The organism is Flexivirga sp. B27, assembly GCF_052905685.1.
The window spans coordinates 542,669-560,189 of sequence record NZ_JBPYUM010000002.1 but is presented as its reverse complement, the minus strand read 5'-3'; the positions used below and the strand labels follow the sequence as shown (position 1 = coordinate 560,189).

Genomic DNA, 17,521 nt, shown 5'->3' with positions numbered 1-17,521 from the left:
ATACAACCGGGTTGTCAGGGATCGGGTCCACCATGGAAGACATGAACAGCTGCCAGATCGTCCCGCCTCACCTGCTCCGCCGACTCGCGGAGGCCGGTGAGCCGGACGCCGCACGCGCTGCGAGGCACACGCTCGAGCTCAGCCTGCGGCACTCGGGGCAGCGGGCTGTTCGCAGCGCGCAGGCTTCGTCCCGTGGTGGCAACGGCGCGGTCGGGCTCATTCCTTCGCAGCTGCGCGATCAGGCGGAGCAGGGGGGTGACTACGAGTTGCCCGCGAACGCCCAGCGGCGCCAGGCGGATCCGTCCGAGCCGTTCCACCCCGACCGGACGATCTACGACGCCGGCCACACAACCGACCTGCCCGGCACGAAGCGCCGTGGCGAGGGTGACCCGACCAGCGACGACGAGTCGGTCAACGAGGCATATGACGGGCTCGGCGACACCTTCGCGCTGTATGCCGATGTCTACGACCGCAACTCGCTCGACGGCAAGGGGCTGCCGCTGATCGCGTCGGTGCACTACGACCGCAACTACGACAACGCCTACTGGGATGGCGAGCAAATGGTCTTCGGGGACGGTGACGGCGTCTACTTCCGCTCGTTCACCGACTCGGTCGACGTCATCGGGCACGAGTTGACCCACGGTGTCACGCAATACACCGCGGGGCTCACCTATGTCGGGCAGTCCGGCGCGCTCAACGAGTCGATCTCGGACTGCTTCGGCTCGATGGTCAAGCAGCGTGTCAACGGCAAGACGGCGGCCGACGCCGACTGGTTGATCGGCGCGGGGCTCTTCACCGCCAAGGTTCATGGCGTTGCGCTGCGCTCGATGAAGGCACCCGGCACCGCCTATGACGACCCGCACTTGGGCAAGGACCCGCAGCCGGCCACGATGGCCGACTACCAGGACCTGCCGCACGACGAGGAGCACGACAACGGCGGGGTGCACATCAACTCAGGCATCCCCAACCACGCGTTCTACCTCGCGGCCACCGGCATCGGCGGCAACAGCTGGGAGGGCGCCGGACGCATCTGGTACGCCGTGCTCACCGGTGCCAACCTTCCGAAAGACGTTGATTTCCAAGGCTTTGCGGAGGCGACCATCAAGACTGCCGGGACACTCTTCGGGGCCGGCGGAAGCCAGGAGCAGGCCGTGCAGCAGGCCTGGATCGACGTGCAGGTGCTGGGCGCGTAGGACGCCGGCGCTCAGCGCTTGATGTCGGGCAGTCGCCGGATCGCGAGATAGCGGTCGTCGAGTTCCTCGATGCCGAAGTGCCCGATGGGAACCTCGCTGAGCACACGTTCCTCGTCCAGACCCACGGGATCGACGGTGGTGACCACCTCACGCACCTGCTCACCGTCCCGCAGCACCCGGTAGGTGTTGACGATCTCCACCTGGCCGTCGCCGACCGGGCGGGATTCGTACCACCGCTGATATTCGTGTCGTCCCATCCGTGCGGAGTTGACCAGCTTGCGCTCCACCACCTCCGACAGCTTCCCGCCGTAGGAGCGGCTCACCAGGATCGGCGCACCGGGCACCAGCACCTCAGCCATCCGGTGCCAGAACTCCTCGCGCGACCGGCTCCCCAGGAAGTAGATGACGTTGAGCAACAGGGCGCCACCGCACTTTGCCGGTAGCCAGGCGTCCTTGATCGTCTCGGGCAGGACTGTCGTCCGCGGTCGGATGTCATCCCGCTCGGCGACGCGCAGCATGAGAAGCGAGCGCATTGCAGGATCCGGCTCGATCGCCAGGATCTCGGTGTCCGGAAAGCGCTCCGCGAGGGTCACCGTGGTCAGTCCGCTCCCCGAGCCGATGTCCAACAGCGGCCACGCAGCATCGAATTTCGCTGAGTCCCAGGGGATTCCGTGGATGTAGTCGTTGTCCGGGTCCACTGGCAACCGCAACGTGTCGCCGAATTCGGCCCAGGCCAGACTGTCTCGATCGCGCGCCATATCGATCCATCCTGCTGTATCGGCGCCGCGCGTGCACCGCCGACCCCTCCCCGCGGCCCGGGTCCGTCTCGCTATCAGTCGTCCGGCGGCACGGCATAGATCCGAAAGATGTTCTCGCCCTGGTGGACGGTGCCCATCGTCACCGCGGTGGACGGCAGGATCACCTTCGCGGACTGTTCGTTCAGCCAGACCACGAACACCTCCACCGCACCGGCGGGTGCCCGGTCGGTGCGACGGAACGCGGTGTCGTCGTGCCGCTGGATCGTGGCCGGGAGATAGACCTCGAAACCGTCGTTGCGCAGTGCCATGCCGAGCAACGGGGAGATCTCGAAGACGGGGCCGAGGCCGCTGCCGTGCACGGCGACCGGGCGCAGCTCCCCGTCGTCACCGGGCCACTGCCGCATCGAGTCGGCGAGGTGTGCCTCGGCGGCGAGCACGTCCCGGCCCACGGCGATCTCCCCTGCCGACACTTCGGTCGCGTCGGCCACGAGGCGGACGTTCATCGCCAGCAGTGCGCATGCTGCTGCCACAGCGACCGCCGCGACCAGCGGCTTGCGCACCGCCGGGAGTCGCGGCAGCACCTGCGAGCGCACCAGACCCGCGCCATACGCAATGAGCACGACCCACGCGAACGCGGTGACCGGCGCGCCGGAGGCCACCATCCACGGCTCGGCGAAATAGGCGGTATGCGGCACCATCAGGATCTGTATGACGAAGAGGGCGACCCCGGCCAGGCCGACCCGTGCCGCCATCGTCAACACCCGCGTGACCCGCAGCCGGGCCCTTCCGGATGCGACCAACAGCAGCGACACGACGGTCACCGCCGCGAGCACCTCTGCGGTGCGGGCGCCGACCACCGGCACCATCCCCTGCGCGATGGTCTCCCAGCGATCCACCGGCGGCGCGAGCACGTCGGGCGCGGCCTTGATCCGCATCTGCTCCAGCACGCTGGTGAAGTTGTTGGGGTCGTAGGTCAGCAGCTCGATGAGGACCGGCACCCACAGCAGCACGGCCAGCAGCAGACACAGTCGCATCGGCCAGCTGAGTCGCCACCGGGCGACACCCTCTCTGCGCCACCCGCGCAGCGGCCACCATGCGTCGCGTTCGCGATGCCAGGCGATCGTCCCCACCACGAGCAGCATCACGGTGAGTCCACCGACTAGGTAGGCATAGGAGATGTGTGACTGCACGGCAACGGTCGCTGCGAGCGCGAAGACCGGCCACCTCTGACGCCGGCCGGCGACGAATTCGGTTGCCACGCAAAGCATCAGCAAGATCATCAGCAACGGCGGGAACGGGTTGAACGGCCGGAACAACAGACCGACGCCGATGTGCAGGGCGGTGATCAGCACCGCGAATGCCGCCGCCAGCATCCCCGGCAGACCACCGAGACGACGCCCTGAGCGCACGGTCTCGACCACGGACAAGACGTTGATCAGCCCCACCCCGACGAGAATGCCGAGCGCGCTGAAGCCGAACGGCAGCGCACCGACGGACGTCACGTAGTAGAGCGCGGGCCCGGGATGGTGCGGGTAGACGCCGATGAACCCGAGGGTGCTCGACCACGGGCCCATGACGCGCGGGTGCCCGGTCCAGGTGTCCCGCATCGCCATCGCGGTGAACGCGTCGTCGTTCGTCGGCCACCAGCCGCGGGCGTGGACCACCACCACCGCCAACACGATCGGCGCGACGACAGCGGCATACGGCAGCCACCAGCTAGCACGAGCAAGATGCCCACGGACCGGCGTCGACGCCCGCCCGGTCGCTCGACGCATGGGCAGGGGTCAGAAGCCGAGTTTCGACAGCTGGTTGGGGTCGCGCTGCCAATCCTTGGCGATCTTGACGTGCAGATCGAGAAAGACCTTCTGACCGAGGAGCTCCTCGATCGCCTGTCGGGAGCGCGTGCCGACATCGCGCAGCCGTGAGCCGCCGCGGCCGATGATGATCGCCTTCTGGCTGGAGCGCTCGACAAAGATGTTGACCCGCACGTCCATCAGCGGGCGGTCGGCAGGGCGGCCCTCCCGCGGCACCATCTCCTCAACCACCACGGCGATGCTGTGTGGCAGCTCGTCACGCACTCCCTCCAGGGCGGCCTCGCGCACCAGCTCCGCGACCATCACGTCGTCGGGCTCGTCGGTCAGCACGTCGTCCGGGTAGAGCTTGGGCGACTCGGGGAGATGTTTCATCAACACCTCGAGCACGGTGTCGACCTGCTCGCCGCCGGTGGCCGAGCACGGCACGATCTCCTGCCAGTCCCCCAACTGCTCGATCGCCACGAGGTGCTGGGCAAGCCGGTCACGGTCGACGGTGTCGGACTTGGTCGCCAGGGCGATGACCGGGCGCTTGCGGCCGCGCCGCAGCTCGGCCAGCTCGGCGGCGATGAACTGGTCGCCCGGTCCGATCCGCTGGTCGCACGGCAGGCAGAAGCCGATCACGTCGACGTCCATCAGCGTCTCGCGCACGACATCGTTGAGCCGTTGCCCGAGGAGGGTGCGGGGCTTGTGCAGCCCGGGGGTGTCGACCAGGATCAGCTGGCCCTCGTCGGTCGTGGCGATGCCGCGGATCGTGTGCCGCGTGGTCTGTGGCTTGCTCGACGTGATCGCGACCTTCTGGCCCACGAGCGCGTTGGTCAGCGTCGACTTGCCCGCGTTGGGTCGGCCGACGAGACATGCGAACCCTGCTCGATAGTCACTCATTGCTGCTTCCTCCACCGACACGACGAACCTCAATCCTGCTGTATGGCGACAGGCTCGTCCACGACCACCCCTGCATCGGGGACGTCGTCGGCGACCTCGGCCCGGTGGACCACCACCGTCGCGATCTGGTGGCGGCGACCGGCCAGTCGCTCCGCGGTCAGTCGCAGTCCCGCGACGTCCGCGGCTGCACCGGGGATCGGCACGCGCCCGACGAGCTTGCCCAGCAGGCCACCCACTGTCTCGACGTCGTCCTCGTCGATCGTGACGTCGAAGTAGTCGGCAAGGTCGTCGACCGACATACGGGCCGGCACACGCACCCTGCCGTCCGGCAGATCCTCGGGACCCGGTGTGACACGGTCGAATTCGTCGTCGATCTCACCGACGACCTCCTCGATGATGTCCTCGAGCGTGACCAGGCCCGCGGTGCCGCCATACTCGTCGATCACGATCGCGAAGTGCCGGCGAACCAGCTGCATCTCGCGGAGCAGATCGTCGGCCGGCTTGCTGTCGGGCACGAAGGTCACGTCACGCATCACCGACGTCACCGGTTGGTCGAGCAACTCATCGCGGCGGAAGACCCGCGCGGCGACGTCCTTGAAGTAGAGGACACCGTCGATGGCGTCCGGGTTGCCGTCCGCGACCGGTATCCGGGAGAAACCGGACCGCATGAACAACCGCATCGCCTGGCCGAGCGTCTTGGATGCGTCGATGGTGATCATGTCGGGGCGCGGGACCATCAGCTCGCGCACGACGGTCTCGTCGAGGTCGAAGACGGACTGGATCATCTTGCGCTCGTCGTCCTCGATGAGCTCCGAATCCGTTGCCAGGTCGACGTATTCGCGCAGCTCCTCCTCGGTGTCGAACGGCCCGTCGCGGTAACCGTGGCCGGGAGTCACCGCGTTGCCGACAGCGACCAAGGCCCGGGCGATCGGGCCGAGGATGCGGTGCAGCCACAGGACGATGGGCGCCGTGCCCAGTGCGACAGAGATCGCGTGCTGGCGCCCCAGAGTGCGTGGTGAGACACCGACGAGCACGAAGGAGACGATCGCCATCACCGCAATTGCGATGAGCAGGGCGACCCAGAAATTGTCGATCGCCTCACGCACAGCGAGCGTGACGAGCACAGCTGCGGTGACCTCTGTGGCGACCCGCAGGAAGGTGAGCACCATGGCGACCGCCGAAGGGTCGGCGACCAGCTTGTCGAGCGCATCCGATCCGCGGCGCTGCTGCTCCACCAGATCTTCGGCGGTATGGCGCCCGATCCGCGCCATGGCAGCGTCGACCGCGGCGAAGCCGAAGCCGAGCACGACCGACACGAGTGCCGCGATGAGTAACGGAACCATGGCGATCAGTCGCCGGTCGGCGGAATGATGCGCACGTCCTCACCCTGGCGCTCACGGCTCGCCAGGAAGGTCAGCAGCAACGTGCGTTGCAGCGAGAACATCTCGCGGCGCTCGTCGGGCTCAGCGTGATCGAAGCCGAGCAGGTGCAACAGGCCGTGGACGGTCAGCAGCAGCAGCTCCTCGGCGGTCGTATGACCTGCCTCGGCGGCCTGCTTGGCCGCGACAGTGGGGCACAGCACGATGTCGCCGAGCACGCCCTCGACCGGCTCGTCGCCGGCCCTGCCGGGCCGCAGCTCGTCCATCGGGAAGCTCATCACGTCGGTCGGTCCCGGCAGGTCCATCCACTGGACGTGCAAAACCTCCATCGCGGCCTCGTCGATGATGCCGATGTAGAGGTCGACCTCGGGGTGCACGTTGAGATCGCGCAACACGTGCACCGCGCACTCGTGCAACTCCGGCAGGTCGACCTCGAAGTCGGTCTCGTTGAGCAGGTCGATGCTCATTTGCCGCCCCGCCGGTCGCGGACCACGGGTGTGGGCCGCGCGGAGCCGCCACGGGCGTCGAACTCGCCATACGCCTCGACGATCGCGCTGACCAGCCGGTGGCGGACGACGTCGTGAGCGGTGAGGCGGGAGAAGTGGATGTCGTCGACGTCGCCGAGAATGTCCTGGACCACCCGGAGCCCCGACTGGGTGCCACCGGGCAGGTCGACCTGGGTGACGTCGCCGGTGACGACCATCTTGGAGCCGAAACCGAGCCGGGTCAGGAACATCTTCATCTGCTCGGCGGAGGTGTTCTGCGCCTCGTCGAGGATGACGAAGGAGTCGTTCAGGGTCCTGCCGCGCATGAACGCCAGCGGCGCGACCTCGATGGTGCCCGCAGCCATCAGGCGCGGGATGGAGTCGGGGTCGACCATGTCGTGCAGCGCGTCATACAGCGGGCGCAGGTAGGGGTCGATCTTGTCGTTGAGGGTGCCGGGCAGGAAGCCGAGCTTCTCCCCCGCCTCGACGGCCGGACGGGTCAGGATGATGCGGTTGACCTGCTTGGCCTGCAGCGCCGCGACCGCCTTGGCCATCGCAAGGTAGGTCTTGCCGGTGCCGGCCGGGCCGATGCCGAAGACGATCGTGTTGGCGTCGATCGCGTCGACATACTCCTTCTGACCGAGCGTCTTCGGACGGATCGTGCGGCCGCGGCTGCTGACGATGTTCATCGTCAGCACATCGGCCGGACGCTCGCGGGTGCGCTTGCGCAGCATGCCGATCGAGCGCTCCACCGCGTCGCGGTTGAGCTGCTGGCCCGCGTCGAGCACGGTCAGCAGCTCGTCGAGCAGCTCCTCGACCAGCGCCATGTCGGCCGGCTTGCCCGCGAGGTGGAAGACATTGCCCCGCACGTGGATCGACAGCTTGGGGAACGCCCGCTCGATGGTGCGCAGCAGCTCGTCACGCGGCCCGAGCAGCGTCACCATCGACACGTCGGGCGGGATCTCGACCGTGTGCTCGGCATGTATGTCGCCCGGCACGCCGTCGGTGGCACCGTCGGACTCGTGGCCGTCGGTCGACCGCTTCAGCGCCCCGGGCTGGGGATCGTGCTCATCACTTGTCATCGTGCGGTCCATTCTACGGGCGGCGCACGACACGATCGAATCGTTTGCTCGCGGTGGCAAGCCAGTCACCCCTGGGCTCGTTGACCCGGTCGAAACGACACCCCGCTTCCGTGACCAGCTGAGTCACCACCAGATTGCACGCGCACACCAGTCGCGTCTTTGCCAGGATGCTGCGCATGCCGGAGTCACCAAGCAAGATGGTCGCCGAGTTTCATCACCATGTCGGAGCGGCGATCGCCGCGTCGCCTCGACTCGGCAAGTCAACTGATCTGGATCGGTGCGAGTTCATCGAGGAGGAGGCGCGCGAGCTGCGAGAGGCCGTCAATTCCCGTGACCTGGTCGGCGTCGCCGATGCGCTGGCGGATCGGGCTTACACCGTCTACGGCGCCGCGCTGCACTTCGGGATCGACCTGGATGCGGCGATTGCCGAAGTGCACCGATCCAACATGACCAAGAGCCCTGCCGGGGACGGGAAGGCTGTCAAAGGGTCGTCATACTCACCGCCGGAACTGGCGAGCATCGTCGGGCAGTAGAGCCGCGACTCATGGCGGGGTCGGAAGGTTCCCGTGGTTCCCTTGTCGGTCCAATTGATGACCTGCCGCAATCGCCGTCTCATCGAGCGTGCTCACGCGATCGAACGTCACCTCGCGGCTATGCGCAGGTAGACCGGACTCGTGAAAGGACCGTGCAGGCAGCACGATCTCCCATCGCCGGGCGATACCTCCCCGCTCAACTCTTCCGCAGGACGTAAATGACAGGAACGAAGCGGCCGAGAAATTGATAGGTCGCCCACTGCGTGCTGGCCTCGGTCAGTCTGTAACGCTCCTCGCCATACTCGGCAATCATTCGGTCACGTTGACGCCTCAGCCGTGCGAGTCGCAGGAGGTCGCGCGAGACGAGATGGTCTCTCTCCTCGAGGTATTCGCGCCATCGAGTGCCCACAACGATCTTCTCGGCGATCGTCAGGCCGTGCCGGCTCCAGGTTGCCTCGAGACCGGTCTCGACCATGTTCGCCACGACGTTGCCCAGTGGCTCGTGGATCGCCGCTGTCTCGTCCGCGTCGGGTGGTCCGTTCAAGATGTTCGTGAATGCGATCAGCACGCCGTCGGGTGACAGCAGGTCACTCATCCGCGAGACGGCTCGGTCGAGGTCGGGCAGGACCTCGATCACGTCGCGACACCACACCAGGTCAAACGCTTCCGGCGCGGACTCGTAGGACTCGATGGAGTCCAACTCAGCGCGCAGTGTGCCGCCGAGTCCCGCATCCTCAATCGCTGCCGCCGCGCGATCGATGTGCCACGGCACAGGATCGATCCCCACTCCGGAGAACTCGAACTGCTGCGCCAATCGAACGAGATGCCTGGCATCTCGGCAGCCGACGTCCAACGCATGTCCGCCGCTGACGTGCCGGGCAGTCACCTCGAACAGTTCATCCGGACCGGTCGGGTCCAGATCGAGGTCCAGCCGATCGAAGATCTGCCAGCTCGCCGGGCTGTAGATGTCGGACATCGCCATCCGCACAGTGTGCCCGGATTTCCCGGCGACGAGCACCGCATTTACCCGGTCTGCAACTGACCCCGGGACGTGATCGGTCGTTTGCCTGCAAGTGCTCAGGCCGCGGTGGATCCATGGCCGGGCATGCGGCCGGGTGTCAGGTCCCAGGTAACGCCGTCGGGTTGTATGTCGGCCATGTATCCCTGTCGGTGGACGGTTTGGTGGTGCCGGCCGCACAACAGGGCGGAGTCGGCCAGGGAGGTGTGGCCACCGGCCCACCAAGGCACCACATGGTGCACCTCGCAGAAACCCGGCGGCCGATCACACCCGGGGAACGTGCACCCCTGGTCGCGCAGGATGGCCGCGGCTCGGATCGCCTTGGTCGCCAGGCGTTCTCGCCGGCCCACATCCAGCGGTGCGCTCGGTCCACCCAACACGGCCGGGATCAGATCCGCACTGCACGCCAGCCGGCGGGCTGCGCCGGCATCGAGCGTGTCACCCGTGGCCGTGGTGGCACCGCCGACACCCACGATCAACGCTTCCAAGTCCATCGTCAGCAGCACCGTCGCCGCGCTCGCCTGCACACCACCGTCCCCGGTCGCGGCACGCGCTCCGACACCGACCAACTCCATCAACGCATCCGCCCGACGCTTCCCCGGGGACCGTTCATCCTTCAGAGAGTCCCCACCACCGTTCGCCGATGCATCGTCGTCGAAGCGGAGCCCGAACGCCGCACCCTCACCCGTCACCTCAGCCGTGGCAGTTGCGTCGGCATTTCCAGTGGTGTCAGTGGGTTTCGCAGGTCGCGGCGCCGACTTGGCGTTGATCGCTTCTTTGAGGATCGCCGCGTTCGCCGGGGACAACTCGGCCACCAACCGGGTCATCCCCGTCGCAGTGGTCGACCAGGACAACGACTCGGTGCGTTCGAGTTTCTCGTCATCCTTCGACAGCTTCTCCGGCGCAAACCTGGCCAGGATCCGCCGCGTCAACAACGTCAACCCCGCCGCACCCAAACACGGATCGATCTGCAGGAACCAGCCCAACACCTCGTCACGGTCCGCGGACGGAATCACCGGCGCCACCTTGTCCGCCTGATGCAACGCCGTCCGCGCCGACTCCACCGAACACGACCCGTCGCGCAACGCCGCCGCGATCACGGTGTTCTTCCGGTCCCGGCACTTGTCCGCCACTGCCGCCATCATCCGAACCGACTTCGGCTCCACGGGCACACCATCACCGACATGACCGCCCAACCATTGCGCCGTGGTCGCCGCGTCCGACTCGCGCACCGCGCCACGGTCGGCCGCGTCCGCCGTCACCAACGTCGTGACCTGCGCGGACCGACCGTGCAACCGCAACAACGCGGTCACCAGTTCGCCTTCTTGCTCGTTGCCGAGCTGGTGCACTGCGCCCGGCACCTCGTCCAACACGTGGGCCGCAGCCTGCAGGATCGCGAGCACTTCCTGGCCTCGCCCCGGCGCCGCGGGCGGGGCATCTTCCAGCACCGTGTGCTCAAGGCTCATGCGGCGAATCCCCTTCCCCTGTCAGCGTTTCCGCTCACTTACAGGATACCGGGATTCGGTGTCAATGGCCAGAGTTTTATCGAACACATTTCTAACTACTTTGCCCGAGATCGTTGACCTTGGCGCAAGCATGCGCGGGACCTCGACAGGCTCGGCCGGCTCGACGGACAGGCTCGGCCAGCGCCCGTGGTCTCGATACACCGCCCCCGCTTCGCTCCTCCGGCACTCGACCACCTTGGTGCGGCGATCCGCTCGGCCTAATGCAAGCTGGTCGAGTAGGCGTGCTCACTCAAGTGGTCGAGTAGGCGAGCCCCCTAGGGCGAGCCGTATCGAGACCTCGTGTGTGTCGAGTGCTGGGTCTCGATACACCCTCCGCCGCTCCGGCACCCCACGAAGTTTCTCCCCCGCTTCGCTCCGCCGAATACTTCGCAGGGACCCCGCCTGCGCTCCCCCGGGCACTCGACCAGCTTTACTCAAGCTGGTCGAGTCGAGCTGGCACTGATCGGGCCCGACGGTCCGACCGGCACCTTCACGAGCGACGAGGGCCCCGTTCCGTGGTAGAAGATCCGAGCTGCGCGGCGCCGGCCTCATCGATGCGGCCGGCCGCCGGCCAGCATCCCCGCAACCAGCCAGACGCCAGCGCCGAGCACGAAGCAGCACGCCATACGCGAGCCGGCGCCGGGCGCACTGGCCGAGCCGGCGATCACTCCGAACAGCGCCACCCCGAACGACGTGCCGATCTGCCGCGCGGCGTTGTTCAGCCCGCCCACCACCCCGCTGTATGACGGCGCTGCCGCCATCGATGTGGCGACCAGCGGCATCACCAACATGCCGAGAGCTACCCCCGTGAGCAGCATCCCGGGGACCAGGGGCAGCAGCGAGTGCGGAGCACGCCATACGCCGAGTGCGAGGATGACCTGACCCGTGATGCCCACCGCAAAACCGCTGCGCACCAACAGTTCTGGACGCATTCGCACCATCCAGCGACGCCCCAGCAGCGGCACCAGGGTCAGCGGCGCGAAGATCGGCAGCGTCGCCAGCCCGGCGGCGAACGCGTCCCGACCCTGCACCGCCTGCAGCAGGAATGCGAGCACCAGCAGCGACCCGTTGCCGACCAGATTCATCCCGAGCGCACCGACGCACGACCGCATCAGCGGCCCGTTGCGCCACAACGCGCGCGGCACCATCGGCGCAACTGCACGCCGCTGACCGATGACGAACGCGAGCACACCGATCACCGCCCCTACGACGAAAAGTGTTGCGGTCCAAGTCGATCCAGCTCGGCCGAACTCGATGAGCCCGGCGATCGCACACGCGAGCACCATCGTCGACGACAGCGCGCCGAACCAATCCAGCGGATGCTCCCGCCGATGTCCCATCGGCAACGCCCGCGCCCCGAACACTGCGGCCACGACCACCGGCAGATTGAGGAGGAAGATCAACCGCCAGCTGCCCACCCCGATGAGGGCACCACCGACCAGCGGACCGACCGCGACAGCCGACCCGGACACACCCGACCAGACCGCGATCGCGCGTGCCCGCTGCCCCGCGTCGACCCAGATCGCAGTGATGAGAGCGAGACTCGCCGGCAACATCGCAGCTGCGCCCACACCCTGCACCACCCGGCCGACGACCAGCACCGGCAAGCTCGGCGCGACCGCGCAGGCGAGAGATCCGACGCCGAAAGCCAGCAGTCCGGAGACGAACGCACGGCGTGAACCCCATTTGTCCGCAACGGTTCCGGCGGTCAGCAGCAGTGCAGCCAACGGCACCGTGTAGCTGTCCACCACAGCCTGGGCGCCGGACGTGCCACCGCCCAACCCGTGGTCGATGCTCGGCAACGCGACGTTCACGATAGACACGTCGAGCAACACCAGGAACATCGCCGCGCACAGAACCACCAGGAGAGGTCCCTTGGTCCGTCGCGAGGCATCAGCCGGCATGGTGCGGGTTGTCGTCATACCTTCGAGGCTCGGTGCCGAAACCTTCGGTGCACGCCGAACCGTGCAGACAGCACTCCACACTTCGGTGGCGACCGAAGCGTCTGTCGCGGAGAATGGCGACATGGCCGAGAACCCGCACCAGGACGTGTCCGACGTCGCCGCAATCTTCGCCGACCGGGCACGTGCCCGCATGATCGGCGCGCTCATCGACGGGCGTCGGCTGCCGGCGTCGAGGCTCGCAGCCGAGGCGGGCATCAGCGCCGCGACCGCGAGCGGCCACCTGCGCAAGATGCTCGACGGTCACATTGTGCAGGTCGAGGTCAGCGGCCGGCACCGCTTCTACTACCTCGCCGACCAACAGGTCGCGACCGCCTACGAGGCGATGAGCGCGATGACACCGCTGCCGTCGGTCACCTCACTGCGAGCCGGCACCCGGATGCAGCGGCTGCGCTCGGCGCGCACCTGCTACGACCACTTCGCCGGACGCCTCGGCGTCGCGATCACGGCCGCACTCATCGACTCGGGAGTCCTCGTGCCGCTCGACGAAGTGGCCGACACCCGCCGTCGCGAGGGCGACGGACTGTCGAGCCAGCTGGCCCCGGGGCACTTCAAGCTGGGATCCGACGCAGCAGCCGAATTGCATTCGTGGGGCGTCGATCTCGCGTATGTCGAGTCCCTCACACGGCCGACGCTCCGCTTCTGCCTCGACTGGACCGAGCAACGCAACCACCTCGCCGGCGCGCTCGGCGCCGCGATCCTGCAGGCGGCACGCGACCGCGAATGGATCGCTCCGGGACCGCGCCCGCGAGAGCTCGCGATCACCGAGGCCGGCGCGGCAGGCTTCGCCCGCCTGGCTCCCGCACTCGGCGAACAACTCGCCGGCTGACCGCCGGCCGCCTACCAGCGCGTCCGCGCGAGCAGCACCGCGAGTGCGGTCGGTCCCGCATTCGAGGCACGCAGCACAGTCGGCCCGAGTCGTATGGCGCTGCCACCGGCATCCTCGAATGCCGCGAGCTCCTCCGGCGTGATGCCGCCCTCCGGACCGACGACGACAACGACTTCGCCTGCTGGAGCATCGAATTCGGCGATCGATGCCTCCGCGTCCTCATGGAGTATGACGACAGCATCCGCCTCCTGCAGCCGTGCCGATGCGGTGCGGCCGGTGGCCAACTGCTCGACCTGCGGCACCGTCGCCCGGCGGGACTGCTTGCTCGCGGCCAGCACGAGCGACTCCCACTTGCGGTGCGCCTTCGCGGCCTTCTCGCCACGCCACTGCACAATGCTGCGGTCGGCCTGCCAGGGGATGACCCCGTCAACCCCCAGCTCGGTCGCAGCTTCGACCGCCTGCTCATCACGACCGCCCTTGGCGAGAGCCTGCATCAGCACGAAACGTGTTGCGGGGCGGTCGGATTCGCGGATCGAGGCGATCCGCACCACCAGCTCGTCACGGGCAGCGGTGACGATCTCGCCCTCGGCAACCCGACCGGACCCGTCCGCGACCTGCACGGACTCCCCCACGGCCAGCCGGCTCACGACCACGGCGTGCCGTGCCTCGTCCCCGGTGACCGCCACGACGTCGCCGGGCCGCGAGGACTCCAACGCGCCGGCTTCGGCGAAGAACAGCCGGGCGGTCATCGGGGCGGTGTCCTACTTGGTCTGGAAGGCGTCACGCAGCTTGCCGAAGAGGCCCTTCTCGACGCGGCTGAAGCGCGCCTCCGGCCGCTCCTCGCCACGCTCCTTGGCCAGCAGCCGCAGAAGCTCCTCCTGCTGCGGGTCCAGCTTCGTCGGGACCCGGACGTTGGCGTGCACCAACAGGTCGCCACGGACCTGCGAGCGCAGGTGCGTCACCCCGAGGCCGCGCAACGTGATCACGTCACCCGGCTGAGTGCCCTGCGGGATGTCGACGTCACGGGCACCGTCGAACGTGTCCAGCGGCAGCGACGTGCCGAGCGCAGCGGCAGTCATCGGCAACTCGACCGAGCAGTGCAGGTCGTCGCCCCGCCGCTGGAAGGTCGAGTGCTTGCGCACCCGCACCTCGACATACAGGTCACCGGCGGGGCCGCCGCCGGGGCCGACCTCGCCCTCGCCACTGAGCTGGATGCGGGTGCCCGTGTCGACTCCTGCCGGCACCTTGACGGTGATGGTGCGCCGGTCGCGGATCCGGCCCTCCCCGGAGCAGTTGAAGCACGGGTCGTCGATGATCTCGCCGTAGCCGCGGCAGGCCTGGCAGGGGCGGGTGGTCATCACCTGACCGAGGAACGAGCGCTGCACCTCCTGCACCTGTCCGGTGCCGTGGCAGATGTCGCACGTGTGCTTGCCGGTGCCGGGGCGGGCTCCCTCGCCGTCACAGACCGAGCAGGAGACCGCGGTGTCGAAGGTGAGCTCCTCGGCACCACCGAAAACCGCTGTGCCCAGGTCGATCTCAACGGCGATGAGTGCATCCTGACCACGCTGCGTGCGCGAGCGCGGACCGCCCTGCGCAGCGCCCGCGCCGCCGAAGAACGCGTCCATGATGTCGGAGAACGAGAAGCCCTGGCCGTAACCGGCGCCGCCGGTCGCAGTGGCGTAGGGATCGTTGCCCATGTCGTAAGCACGCCGCTTCTCGGCGTCGCCCAGCACGTCATACGCCTGGGAGATCTTCTTGAACTGGTCGGCGGCCTCCTCGGACGGGTTGACGTCCGGGTGCAGCCTGCGCGCCAGCTTGCGGTAGGCCCGCTTGATCTCTTCCGGGCTCGCGCTCTGTGCGACCCCCAGGTCGCCGTAGTAGTCGTTCACAAATTTCCTTCGAGCAGTTCGAGGTCAGTTGTCGAGGATGTCGGCGACGTAGCGTGCCACTGCACGCACCGCCGCCATGGTCGAGGGGTAGTCCATCCGGGTCGGACCGAGCACGCCCAGGCTGGCGAGGCTTCCCGTGTCGTATGCCGTGCTCACGACCGAGGTCCCGGCGAACCCGCTGATGGAGTTTTCGGTGCCGATGCGGACTGCGACGCCGTCGGTCGGGTCGCTGCCCTGCTGGGACAACAACCGCAGCAGCACCATGTGTTCCTCGAGGGCGTCGAGCAACGGACCGAGGGACATCGCGAAGTCGCTGGAACGGACGAGGTTTGCGGTGCCGCCGAGCACCACCCGGTCCTCGCGCTCCTCCTCGAATGCCGCAGCGACCGCGTCGATCACGACCGGCCTGGCATCGACAGCGTCCTCGGCGAGCTCGGCCGACCAGCGCCGCAACGGCACCGCCGCGGCGGCCCGCCGCAACCCGATGCTCTTGTCGTTGAGACCGGACCGCAACTGGTGGATCAGCTCGTCCGCCTCGGCCTCGGTGAGTGACCTGTCGAGCTCGATGACCCGCTGGTCCACCTGCCCGGTCGACAGGATCACCACGAGGGTCAGGCGGTCAGCCGACCGCGGCACGAGCTCCACGTGGCGCACCTGCGCGGCGTTGAGCGACGGATATTGGACGACGGCCGCCTGCCCGGTGAGCGTGGACAGCAGCCGGACCGTGCGGGAGATCACGTCGTCCAGGTCGACCGATCGCACCAGGAACGTCTCGATCGCGTTGCGCTCGGCCCGCGAGAGGGGCTTGATCTGGCTGAGCTTGTCGACATACATGCGATAACCGGCGTCGGTTGGGATGCGGCCCGCTGAGGTGTGGGGTGCGGCGATCAGGCCCTCGTCCTCGAGCGCGGCCATGTCATTGCGCACGGTCGCCGCGCTGACACCCAGCTGGTGGCGCTCGAGCAGCGCCTTGGAGCCGACCGGCTCGGAGGTCGACACGTAGTCCTGCACGATGGCGCGCAGCACCTGCAACCTGCGGTCGTCGCTCATGTCACCCTCCTTCGTCACTCGCCGTCAGCACGCGGTACTTGGCACTCAGGTATGTCGAGTGCCAAGTCTACTTGCCTCCGGCAACTCGGCCGAATCGCCTTTCCCCGACCCGCGCCCCGACATCTGCGATGGCGCGGCTCCTCACCTCCGATAATTCGCCGCGAACGCCGACTAGTCTTCACGACGTGACGGACAGATATGGCACCGACGTTCTCGCCGGCGACTGGCGCAAACCGCCACGGGGGCGCTCCGAACAGGTCCCCGCCGAGCTCGGTCTGGTCGTCGAAGAGGTGCAGACCGGCTGGTGCGGCGCCGTCATCTCCGTGGAGAAGTCCGGCGGCATGCGGGTGGTGCTCCTGGAGGACCGGCGCGGTCGCAGCCGCGCCTTCCCGATGGGTCCGGGCTTCCTCATCGACGGCAAGCCTGTCGAGCTGGTTGCCGCCACCTCGAAGTCGGACGCCGCTGCCCTGCAGACCGCCCGGGAGGCCGCGACACGCACCGCGAGCGGCTCACGTGCTGTCGCCGACGCCCCCGCTCGCGTGGCCCGCGGGTCGCGGATCTTCGTCGAGGGCAAGCACGACGCCGAGCTCGTCGAGAAGGTCTGGGGTGCCGACCTGCGCATCGAGGGCGTCGTCGTGGAGTTGCTCAACGGTGTCGACGACCTGCGCGAGGTCATCCGCGACTTCGCGCCGACACCCGAGCGTCGCATGGGTGTGCTGGTGGACCACCTCGTGCCCGGTGCGAAGGAGGAGCGCATCGTGCGCGAAGCCCTCGCCATACCCGAGGCGCGGCAGGACGTGCTCGTCCTCGGTCACCCGTATGTCGACGTCTGGCAGTCGGTCCGGCCGGAGCGGCTGGGCTGGACGAAGTGGCCCGTCATACCGCGTGGAACGTCTTGGAAACACGGCATACTCGCCGAACTCGGGTGGGCGCACGCGACGCAGGCGGACGTCGCAATGGGTTGGCAGCGCATCCTCGGCACCGTCCGCAGCTACACCGACCTTCAGCCCGAACTCCTCGGCCGCGTCGAGGAACTCATCGACTTCGTCACCGCGACCAGTTGAGTTCCGAGCCGAGTGAGGACACGAACGACGTGAGGCCCGCAGCGAAGAGAACCGGCGCGACAGCGAAGCGAACGGGCGC

Annotated in this window: 16 protein-coding genes; 4 read left to right on the top strand and 12 right to left on the bottom strand. The window is 67.9% G+C overall.

The window, feature by feature from the left end; translation table 11 throughout:
* The first annotated feature begins 41 nt into the window (after positions 1-41).
* Positions 42-1,193: a M4 family metallopeptidase gene (locus ACSZL9_RS11485; protein WP_446665629.1), complete on the top strand. Its 1,152-nt coding sequence runs from the start codon at positions 42-44 to the stop codon at positions 1,191-1,193.
* Between the two features lie 11 nt (positions 1,194-1,204).
* On the opposite strand, the gene ACSZL9_RS11480 is transcribed toward ACSZL9_RS11485, so the two are convergent.
* The 6 genes from ACSZL9_RS11480 to ACSZL9_RS11455 form a co-directional block, all read right to left on the bottom strand.
* Positions 1,205-1,951 carry a class I SAM-dependent methyltransferase gene (locus ACSZL9_RS11480; protein ID WP_446665628.1) on the bottom strand — a complete coding sequence of 249 codons (747 nt, stop codon included), beginning with the start codon at positions 1,949-1,951 and terminating at the stop codon, positions 1,205-1,207.
* A gap of 74 nt (positions 1,952-2,025) precedes the next feature.
* The gene (locus ACSZL9_RS11475) at positions 2,026-3,726 is read right to left on the bottom strand and encodes a hypothetical protein (protein ID WP_446665627.1); all 1,701 of its coding nucleotides are present in this window, start codon (positions 3,724-3,726) and stop codon (positions 2,026-2,028) included.
* Positions 3,727-3,735: 9 nt separating this feature from the next.
* Complete coding sequence (gene era, locus ACSZL9_RS11470; protein ID WP_446665626.1) at positions 3,736-4,647, bottom strand: GTPase Era; 912 nt, start codon at positions 4,645-4,647, stop codon at positions 3,736-3,738.
* A 29-nt stretch (positions 4,648-4,676) separates the two neighbouring features.
* Positions 4,677-5,990 carry a hemolysin family protein gene (locus ACSZL9_RS11465; protein WP_446665625.1) on the bottom strand — a complete coding sequence of 438 codons (1,314 nt, stop codon included), beginning with the start codon at positions 5,988-5,990 and terminating at the stop codon, positions 4,677-4,679.
* A gap of 5 nt (positions 5,991-5,995) precedes the next feature.
* Positions 5,996-6,493 (bottom strand): rRNA maturation RNase YbeY, encoded by a 498-nt coding sequence (gene ybeY, locus ACSZL9_RS11460; protein WP_446665624.1) that lies wholly within the window; start codon positions 6,491-6,493, stop codon positions 5,996-5,998.
* A complete protein-coding gene (locus ACSZL9_RS11455; protein WP_446665623.1) occupies positions 6,490-7,593 on the bottom strand; it encodes a PhoH family protein in 1,104 nt (367 codons plus the stop codon). The genes ybeY and ACSZL9_RS11455 overlap by 4 nt, the downstream gene beginning before the upstream one ends.
* A gap of 176 nt (positions 7,594-7,769) precedes the next feature.
* Between ACSZL9_RS11455 and ACSZL9_RS11450 the strand changes: the two genes are divergently transcribed.
* Positions 7,770-8,126 (top strand): hypothetical protein, encoded by a 357-nt coding sequence (locus ACSZL9_RS11450; protein WP_446665622.1) that lies wholly within the window; start codon positions 7,770-7,772, stop codon positions 8,124-8,126.
* Between the two features lie 196 nt (positions 8,127-8,322).
* Here ACSZL9_RS11450 and ACSZL9_RS11445 read toward each other — a convergent pair whose 3' ends face one another.
* The 3 genes from ACSZL9_RS11445 to ACSZL9_RS11435 form a co-directional block, all read right to left on the bottom strand.
* On the bottom strand, positions 8,323-9,108 hold the full coding sequence (locus ACSZL9_RS11445; protein ID WP_446665621.1) for a class I SAM-dependent methyltransferase: 786 nt from the start codon (positions 9,106-9,108) through the stop codon (positions 8,323-8,325).
* A 95-nt stretch (positions 9,109-9,203) separates the two neighbouring features.
* Complete coding sequence (locus ACSZL9_RS11440; protein WP_446665620.1) at positions 9,204-10,610, bottom strand: DUF222 domain-containing protein; 1,407 nt, start codon at positions 10,608-10,610, stop codon at positions 9,204-9,206.
* A 587-nt stretch (positions 10,611-11,197) separates the two neighbouring features.
* Positions 11,198-12,571 (bottom strand): MFS transporter, encoded by a 1,374-nt coding sequence (locus ACSZL9_RS11435; RefSeq protein ID WP_446665619.1) that lies wholly within the window; start codon positions 12,569-12,571, stop codon positions 11,198-11,200.
* A gap of 103 nt (positions 12,572-12,674) precedes the next feature.
* Between ACSZL9_RS11435 and ACSZL9_RS11430 the strand changes: the two genes are divergently transcribed.
* Entirely contained in the window at positions 12,675-13,439 is a 765-nt protein-coding gene (locus ACSZL9_RS11430; RefSeq protein WP_446665618.1) for an ArsR/SmtB family transcription factor, read from the top strand.
* Between the two features lie 11 nt (positions 13,440-13,450).
* Here ACSZL9_RS11430 and ACSZL9_RS11425 read toward each other — a convergent pair whose 3' ends face one another.
* The 3 genes from ACSZL9_RS11425 to hrcA are packed head-to-tail and all read right to left on the bottom strand — an operon-like array spanning position 13,451 to position 16,378.
* Positions 13,451-14,188 carry a 16S rRNA (uracil(1498)-N(3))-methyltransferase gene (locus ACSZL9_RS11425; RefSeq protein WP_446665617.1) on the bottom strand — a complete coding sequence of 246 codons (738 nt, stop codon included), beginning with the start codon at positions 14,186-14,188 and terminating at the stop codon, positions 13,451-13,453.
* 12 nt (positions 14,189-14,200) lie between these two features.
* Positions 14,201-15,328: a molecular chaperone DnaJ gene (gene dnaJ / locus ACSZL9_RS11420; RefSeq protein ID WP_446665616.1), complete on the bottom strand. Its 1,128-nt coding sequence runs from the start codon at positions 15,326-15,328 to the stop codon at positions 14,201-14,203.
* Positions 15,329-15,352: 24 nt separating this feature from the next.
* Positions 15,353-16,378, bottom strand: coding sequence for a heat-inducible transcriptional repressor HrcA (hrcA, locus tag ACSZL9_RS11415; protein WP_446665615.1), 1,026 nt, complete (start codon positions 16,376-16,378; stop codon positions 15,353-15,355).
* A gap of 185 nt (positions 16,379-16,563) precedes the next feature.
* Between hrcA and ACSZL9_RS11410 the strand changes: the two genes are divergently transcribed.
* Positions 16,564-17,442 (top strand): DUF3097 domain-containing protein, encoded by an 879-nt coding sequence (locus ACSZL9_RS11410; protein ID WP_446665614.1) that lies wholly within the window; start codon positions 16,564-16,566, stop codon positions 17,440-17,442.
* Positions 17,443-17,521: the final 79 nt, after the last annotated feature.